Here is a 7,105-nt window from a genome sequence, read left to right on the forward strand (position 1 = left end):
GATCCTCCGATTCCGAAACTAGTTTGACGTTAAACTACTCCAACGACCAGTTCAACGCACGCGAATTCCACCCGCGAAAACGCGCAGGCGGATCGCAGGTCAGCGTCGGAAAATGCAGCGCTTTAACGCGCCCGCGCCGGGGGCCGGATTACCCCGCCTCCATCGCGCGCATGGTGCTGCTATAGCCACCGGACTCAACATAGGACATCTCTGGTTGGGTGGGTGAACGGGCCAAGGCCGCATTGCGGTAGGGGAAGCGGCCAAAGCGACGGATCACCTCACGATGCGCCTTGGCATGAAGCAGGTTGCTCTCGCCAGCCGATGGCATCCGTTCATGCATCAGCCGCACACACCGGTCCTGATCGCACAGGTTTTCGGAGTGCATCAAAGGCAGATAGAAAAATTGCCGCGCCGGCTCATCAATACGCATGTCCCATCCGCGATCAATCGCTGCCTTCGCCGCCGCCAAAGCCACGCGGTCGGTCGAAAAGGCCTTGGCGCTGTCGCGGAACATGTTGCGTGGAAATTGGTCCATCAAAATCACATAGGCCAAGGCGCCGCTGGGATAGGTCAGCCATAGGCCAAAACGCCCGTTGCTCGCGGCCTCCCACATGGCGCCGAAGCCTTCGCGGATCCGTTGGTCAAGCGCGTCATCCTGCGCGTACCATCCCTGCGGCCCGACATCATCGAGCCAGAATTTTAAAATCTCATCCGCGCCGGTCATGGGTCCACTCCTACCCTGTTGCGTCACAACAGCAGTAGCCCCGCCAAATTGCAATTAAAAGTCAAAAATTACAACATTTCAGAAACATTGTGTCGCAAACGTGACGTTAGCGCTAATAATTGCAATGCGCCGGGTCCAATATGCGGATCATTGCGCCGTGTCGGTGTCGTCTTCCTCTTGGGCCTCAAAGGACACCTCTTGCGCCACCTCCACCGCGACCGAGGTCGAGGTCGGCATGACCGGTGCATAGGGTGCATTGTTTTCGACATTGGGCGCCGGGCGCTGCGTCATCCGGTAAAGCGCATAGGCCGAGAGCAGCATCAGCAAGAAACAGATCATCCCGAAATACCCCGGGGGGCCAAAGGTCTCCATGATCAACCCGACGATAATCGGGCCGAAAATCGCGCCAACGCCATTGATGAACATCATCCCTGCCGAAGCGGCGGCCATTTCGTCATGCTCCAAAAAGTCATTCGTATAGGCCATGAGCAGCGAATAAAGCGGGTTTGCGGCCCCGCCGACCAAAACCGCCGCAAGGACAAGCAGGGGAAAGGCCGTGCCCACCACCATACCGACAAAGGCGCCAAGCCCGCCAATCAACGCGGTGATCATGATCAACCGCCGCCGGTCCATCCGGTCCGAGAGCCATCCGAGCGGGAACTGCGCTGCTGTTGCCCCGACATAAAACGCCGCCACAAACATCGAGATCTGCGCCAAGCCCAGCCCGGCCATAGAGCCGTAAACCGCCGCCATGCCATATTGCGCGGCAAACACCCCGCCCAAGAGAAACATGCCCACCGAGCCAAGCGGTGATACGGTCATCACTTCGCGTAGGGTCATCCGTTTGGTGGTTTCAAAGGCCGGAGTCGGCGAGATCGACAATAGAATCGGCGCGAAGGAAATCGAAACCAGCACAGAGGGGATCACAAAGAGCACAAATCCTGACGGATCGGCGGTCAGCAACAGCCCCTGCGCGGCGATGATGCCAAGGGTCTGGGTGACCATATAGAGCGACAGCGCCTGCCCGCGGTTCTCGTTCGAGGCCGCATTGTTGAGCCAGCTTTCCGCAGTCACATAGACACCGGAGAAACAAAATCCCAAAATCAACCGGCCGATGGTCCATGAAACCGGATCGGTCAGCACGGGAAACAGGATCAAGACGGCCGAAATGAACGAGCCGAGCGCGGCAAACACCCGCACATGACCGACACGGCGGATCATTTCGGGGGCCATGCGTGAGCCGCCAAGGAAGCCGGCGAAATAGGCGGACATGATGATCGACATCTCAAAGGTCGAAAACCCTTCAATTTCGCCGCGCACACCCAAAAGCGTGCCCTGAAACCCATTGCCGATCATCAAAAGCAACATGCCGAGAAGCAGCGCCCATGCGGATTTAAAAACTTGGCTCATGGCAGGATCGATCCTTCGGCGGTCAAGGGCAATGGTCGGGGTGGCATGTCGTCGTCGGTCCACGTCGTCTTTTCGGGGCGCCGGGCGGCGCGGGGTCGGTACACACGGGATCGGGGCACCGTCATCCCCGGCACAGGCCGAGCACCGGCATGGCGCAGGGCCACGCTGTCACGTCATAGGGCCGGGATCAACACGCTCCTCCTACGGGGGCGGCATTTCATGTGTCATAACCGCCCTTTGGCAGCAAAAGCGACGCATCGCCATAGGAAAAAAACCGGTAACCCGAGGCGACTGCGTGTTGGTAAATCTCGGTGATCCGATCTTGCCCCATCAAGGCCGCGACCAACATCATCAATGTCGATTTCGGCAAGTGGAAATTGGTCATCAAGGCATCGGTGATTTTAAACTCAAAACCGGGATAGATGAAAATATCGGTCTCGCCGCGCCAAGGGGCAATCGCACCGGTGGCGCGCGCCGCGCTCTCGATGAGCCTTAGGGCCGTGGTGCCGACGGGGATCACCCGCCCGCCCGCCGCTTTGGTTGCGGCAATCTCTTCGGCGGCGATCTCGCTGACCTCGCCCCATTCGGCATGCATTTTATGTGTGGTGACATCCTCGACCTTGACCGGCAAAAACGTCCCCGCCCCGACATGCAAGGTCACATAGGTGAATGCGACGCCTTTGGCGCGCAGGGCATCCAAAAGCGCATCGTCGAAATGCAGCGAGGCGGTCGGCGCGGCCACCGCCCCCGAGGCGCGGGCAAAAACCGTTTGGTAGTCGGATTTGTCTTGCGCGTCGGCGGGGCGTTTGGCGGCGATATAGGGCGGCAGGGGCATGGCGCCGGCTTCGGCGAGCGCCGCATCGAAATCCTCACCGGTGAGGGAGAACTCCAACACCCCCTGCCCGTCTTCCTTGGCGATCAATCGGGCGCTGAGGCTGTCCGAGAACACCACCTCCTCGCCCTCACGGATTTTCTTGAGCGGTTTGAGCAGCGCGGTCCAGCGCGCGCCCGCGCCACCTGCGCGCGGCTCGAGCAGGGTGACTTCGATCTTGGCCGAAGTGGCACCCGCATCGCCGGTCCGGTGGCGCGCGCCGGTCAACCGCGCCGGGATCACTTTGGTATCGTTGAGAACCAACCTGTCCCCCGCGCGCAAGAACTGCGGCAAATCATAGGCATGGTGATCAAAGATCGGGGCGCCAAGCGCGGCACCATCGGCCACCAACATCCGGCTCGACGACCGTGGTTTGGCCGGACGCGTGGCGATCAAATCATCCGGCAGATCGAAATCAAAATCAGCCAAGGTAAGCGGAGCAGTCTCGGTCATCGGTGCAAGGTCCATTAACAAGGTCCATTAAAGAACGGGCGGCAAAAACGGAGGGCAGAACGCAGCGCGAAACGGCGCGACCGCCAATGCCCTGTCTGCGGCCTCTAACGCGCGGCAGCGACGGGATCAACCGACTGCACTCAATTGGGGAGTTCGGGCGCGGGGCGGCGGAAGATATCGCGGAACATCCCCGGCGTCAGGATCGACAGCGGGTTGACCGAAACTTTGGGTTTGTCTGCCGTGCCGCGCAATCGGAAATTAAACCCGATCAGCCCCTCGCCCTTACGCGACAGGATCTGACCAATCCCGTTGAGCAGGTAGAGCGGTGAAAACACGCCCTGCATATCCATCGCGCCGGTTTCGAGGTTATAACGCCCGTCCATCGACACGCCCAACGACGCGCCCGTGGCGCTTGAGCGTGTGACGATCACCTCATGCGGCGTCAACCGGAACCGCCCATCGACCTCGCCGAACAGAATACCCGTGCCCGAAAGTTGCTCCAACATGCCGACAATCGATACCGCATTGAGCAGTTCGGCCAAGGCCGGTGCATTGCGCAGCCGCACATTTTTCGCCGTCAGCGCACCGTTATAGCTGCCTGCTGATTGTGATGGGACCAATTGCAGCAAAAGATCGCCACCCGAAGCTTTGTCCAACAGTCCAGAGGCCGCAAACACCGCGCCGGCGTCCTTGGCTTTGATCTCGAAAGCGCTGCGCCCGTTTTGGGGCACCACACGCCCCGTTACCGGGGCTTTGCCATTCACGCGGCCGGAGAAATTGCCATCCATACCGCGCGCGGTGGTGAATTCACCGCGAAACGGCACAAGTGTGATACCATCGGAAATCGTCAACCGATCAAGGCGCACAGAGATCGGCCCGCCGCCCGCACCCGGTGTCGCCCCCGATCCGCCGCCGCCGACCGTGGTCTTACGCATATCCAAAGTGCCACCGCGCACTTCGACACTCGGGATCTTATCGGGGCCGCGGCCGATGATATCCACTGGCGCATCCAGCCAATTGCCCGCTTGCACGCGGCTAAACCGGGCGCGATCAAGCGCCCCTGCATCGGTCAGCACAACATCGCCCGCCGCCTTGAGCCCCGGCGCATTCAACCGCAGCTCTTCAATGCGCGCGGGATTGCCAAGCACCCCTTTGACCGCCAATTGGCCGCCGGTCGATTGCGCAAGCCTCCAGTTCAGGGGCTGGAGCCGCATGCCAAGCCCTTTGAGGTTTGAGGTCATCTCGAAGGCGGGCGCAGTACTGCGGGCAAAATCAATCACGATATTGCCCCGCCCCGCACCGCTCAGCGCCCCTGCGGGAAGGCCGATATTAAAGGTATCGGCGAAACGTTCGGACAGCTCAATAGAGCCCTCTGCGCGGCTGATCCCGACAACCGCCCCTCCCTGTGCGGCGGCTTCGGCCTTGGCGGTTTTGCCCAGTGGCGCGCGCCATCGCCCCTCAACAGGAAGACCGTCGAGCCGGCCCGCGCCGCTGACCACCAATTCTTCGGGCGTGGCACGTACGGCAAGTCGCGGCGCCGCAAGGCTGTGTCCTTTGATCACGGTGTCGCTGCGCACATTGACGACCTCGGCAGTGATATCAAAACCGATCTCTTCGGGGGGAAGCTTTTTCTTCAGCCGCAGCGAGATATCGCCTTGGGCGCTGGCCCGCCCGTCGGCCAAGGTCACCGGTTGTCCCGCTTTACTCAGGAACTCAAAGGGCTTCATATCCAACACCGACAGCGCCGCCGTCACCGTGCTTTGTGTGTTGATCTTGACCTCGGCGGGGCCTTCTTTGACTTTTACATCCGGCACGATGAAGCGTGTGCCGGCAACGGCAATCTGTCCGCCTTGCGGTGCGGTGATCTGCCCGGCTTCGGCACGCAGCGCAAACCGCCCGTGTTCAAGCGCCGCATAGCCCGCCGCGCCCTTCACCGGCGGCAAGGCCTTATGGAACCGCACGTCGGACCCGCTGAAGCCGAAACCGATCGCAAGTTCCGGCGCGACCTCGGGTTTAAGCCGCACCCCGATTTGCATGTCGCGCAACATGCCCCCCGAGACATTCTCTTCAACCCAAGTGCGGGTCTTGGTCGCGGCACTTGGCGGCCAGAGCGCCAAAAGCCGCTCCGGCGCCATTTCATCCATCTGACCGCTCAGAAATAAATCCCACCCTGCGGCCTCGGCGCGCAGCCTGCTTTTACCGACAAATTTATGCTCCTGATCGATGATGGTCAAAGCGCCGACATCAAATTCAAACGGGTCCAGCCGCAAGCGGGTATCGACATTCATCGCATCAAAGCTGATCGCTTCGGGGTAAAGGTCATCCGGATTTAGCGCCAGTTTTGTCGCCCGAAATTGCCCCAGCACGGCATTGGGCCAGCCCTCTTCCATCTCCACCAGATATGAGGTGCCCTCGACCCGCGCGCTGCCCCATTTACTGTCCACGGAAAGTTCGTGAAACACCACCTTGGCCTCATCGGGAAGATAGGTGAAATAACTGCGCGCGCCGTCAAATGCGATCGGGCGCGTGGCTTGGGTCGGGCGCACCACGCCTGCGCCGATTTGCAAGGTACCGTTGAGCGGGCCCAAGGCGCCGCCCTCCTGCGCCGAAGCCCGCAACGCCCCCGAAATCGGGGCTTCGATCACGCCAAGCCATACCAAGGCCGGGAGTTGGCTGGCGATATCGGCCGCCTCTATATCTTGAATGGTGACACTCAGATCGGCAGCCGTCGATCCGATGCGGCTGGTATAGCCAAGCGCCAGCGTCGCCGCCCGTGCCCCGCCGCCCAGCACGGCCAGATCCCCGCGCAGGCTGACCTCATCGCCATCGCGGGTCATGCCGATCCGCCCGCCGTCCACCGACCAGGCGCGCCCGGCCCGCGCATCGACATAGCGCAGGGTCAGCGCCTCGGCATCGACGGAGGTGAGCGACGACAGCTCCGCCAGGGCAAAGATCGCATCGCCCTGTTTGATCAAGGCCGGGAGCGAGGCCGCAACGCCGCCACCGAAATTGCCAATCGCCAAACCAAAGCGCCCGTCGGCCTCGCGGCGCAGCTCCATTTGTCCGCCGCTGAGCCGCACCGAACGCGGGCGCAATTTGCCGTCGAAAAGCGGCGACAACGCGAATTGTGCCCGCACGTCATCCAACGTTATCAAGGGCACACCGTTTGCGTCCGAAACCGTCACATCGCGCAAACGCATGCGCGGGTGCCAATCTTCCTCCACCAAAAACGACAATTCCCCGAACGTGACCTGCAATTGCGGCGCGGCTTGGGCAAGGCGCAGCTCGATCCGCTGGCGCAGCCATTGCGGCGCATCGATCACCCGTCCGAGCATCAACCAAACCGCCACCGCCATGGCCCCGGCCAATAGCGCAACCACCAGCAAGGAAATCAGTCCAAAGCTGCGCGCGCGGCGGCGTTTCTTGCCTTTGATCACCGTAATCGCGGGGGCCGCTACGGTCTGCGACGCAAAGGGCGACAAATCTAGGGCGGTGCTTTCGTCCGTGTCGGCTTCGGCTTCGGCTTCGGCTTCGGCTTCGGCTTCGGCTTCGGCTTCGGCTTCGGCTTCGGCTTCGGCTTCGGCTTCGGCTTCGGCTTCGGCTTCGGCTTCGGCTTCGGCTTCGGCTTCGGCTTCGGCTTCGGCTTC

The 7,105-nt window shown here is 61.5% G+C and carries 4 protein-coding genes; all 4 read right to left on the bottom strand.

Annotation, left to right across the window (positions count from 1 at the left end):
* Positions 1 to 148: 148 nt before the first annotated feature.
* Entirely contained in the window at positions 149 to 724 is a 576-nt protein-coding gene (locus DI396_RS00735; RefSeq protein ID WP_110794264.1) for a DUF924 family protein, read from the bottom strand.
* Between the two features lie 147 nt (positions 725 to 871).
* Entirely contained in the window at positions 872 to 2,245 is a 1,374-nt protein-coding gene (locus DI396_RS00740) for an MFS transporter (protein WP_328588327.1), read from the bottom strand.
* 106 nt (positions 2,246 to 2,351) lie between these two features.
* The gene (gene queA, locus DI396_RS00745) at positions 2,352 to 3,458 is read right to left on the bottom strand and encodes a tRNA preQ1(34) S-adenosylmethionine ribosyltransferase-isomerase QueA (protein ID WP_110794787.1); all 1,107 of its coding nucleotides are present in this window, start codon (positions 3,456 to 3,458) and stop codon (positions 2,352 to 2,354) included.
* Positions 3,459 to 3,598: 140 nt separating this feature from the next.
* Positions 3,599 to 7,105: AsmA-like C-terminal region-containing protein (locus DI396_RS00750; RefSeq protein ID WP_204362766.1), on the bottom strand; the 3,507-nt coding region annotated here is incomplete at its 5' end.

Origin of the sequence: Litorivita pollutaquae (genome assembly GCF_003205515.1) — a bacterium.
Classification (GTDB): Bacteria; Pseudomonadota; Alphaproteobacteria; order Rhodobacterales; family Rhodobacteraceae; genus Litorivita; species Litorivita pollutaquae.

What these genes read in the sequence shown, in the direction of transcription:
- DI396_RS00735 (WP_110794264.1), bottom strand. Translation starts at nt 724, where the DNA reads ATGACCGGCGCGGATGAGATTTTAAAATTCTGGCTCGATGATGTCGGG.
- queA (WP_110794787.1), bottom strand. Translation starts at nt 3,458, where the DNA reads ATGACCGAGACTGCTCCGCTTACCTTGGCTGATTTTGATTTCGATCTG.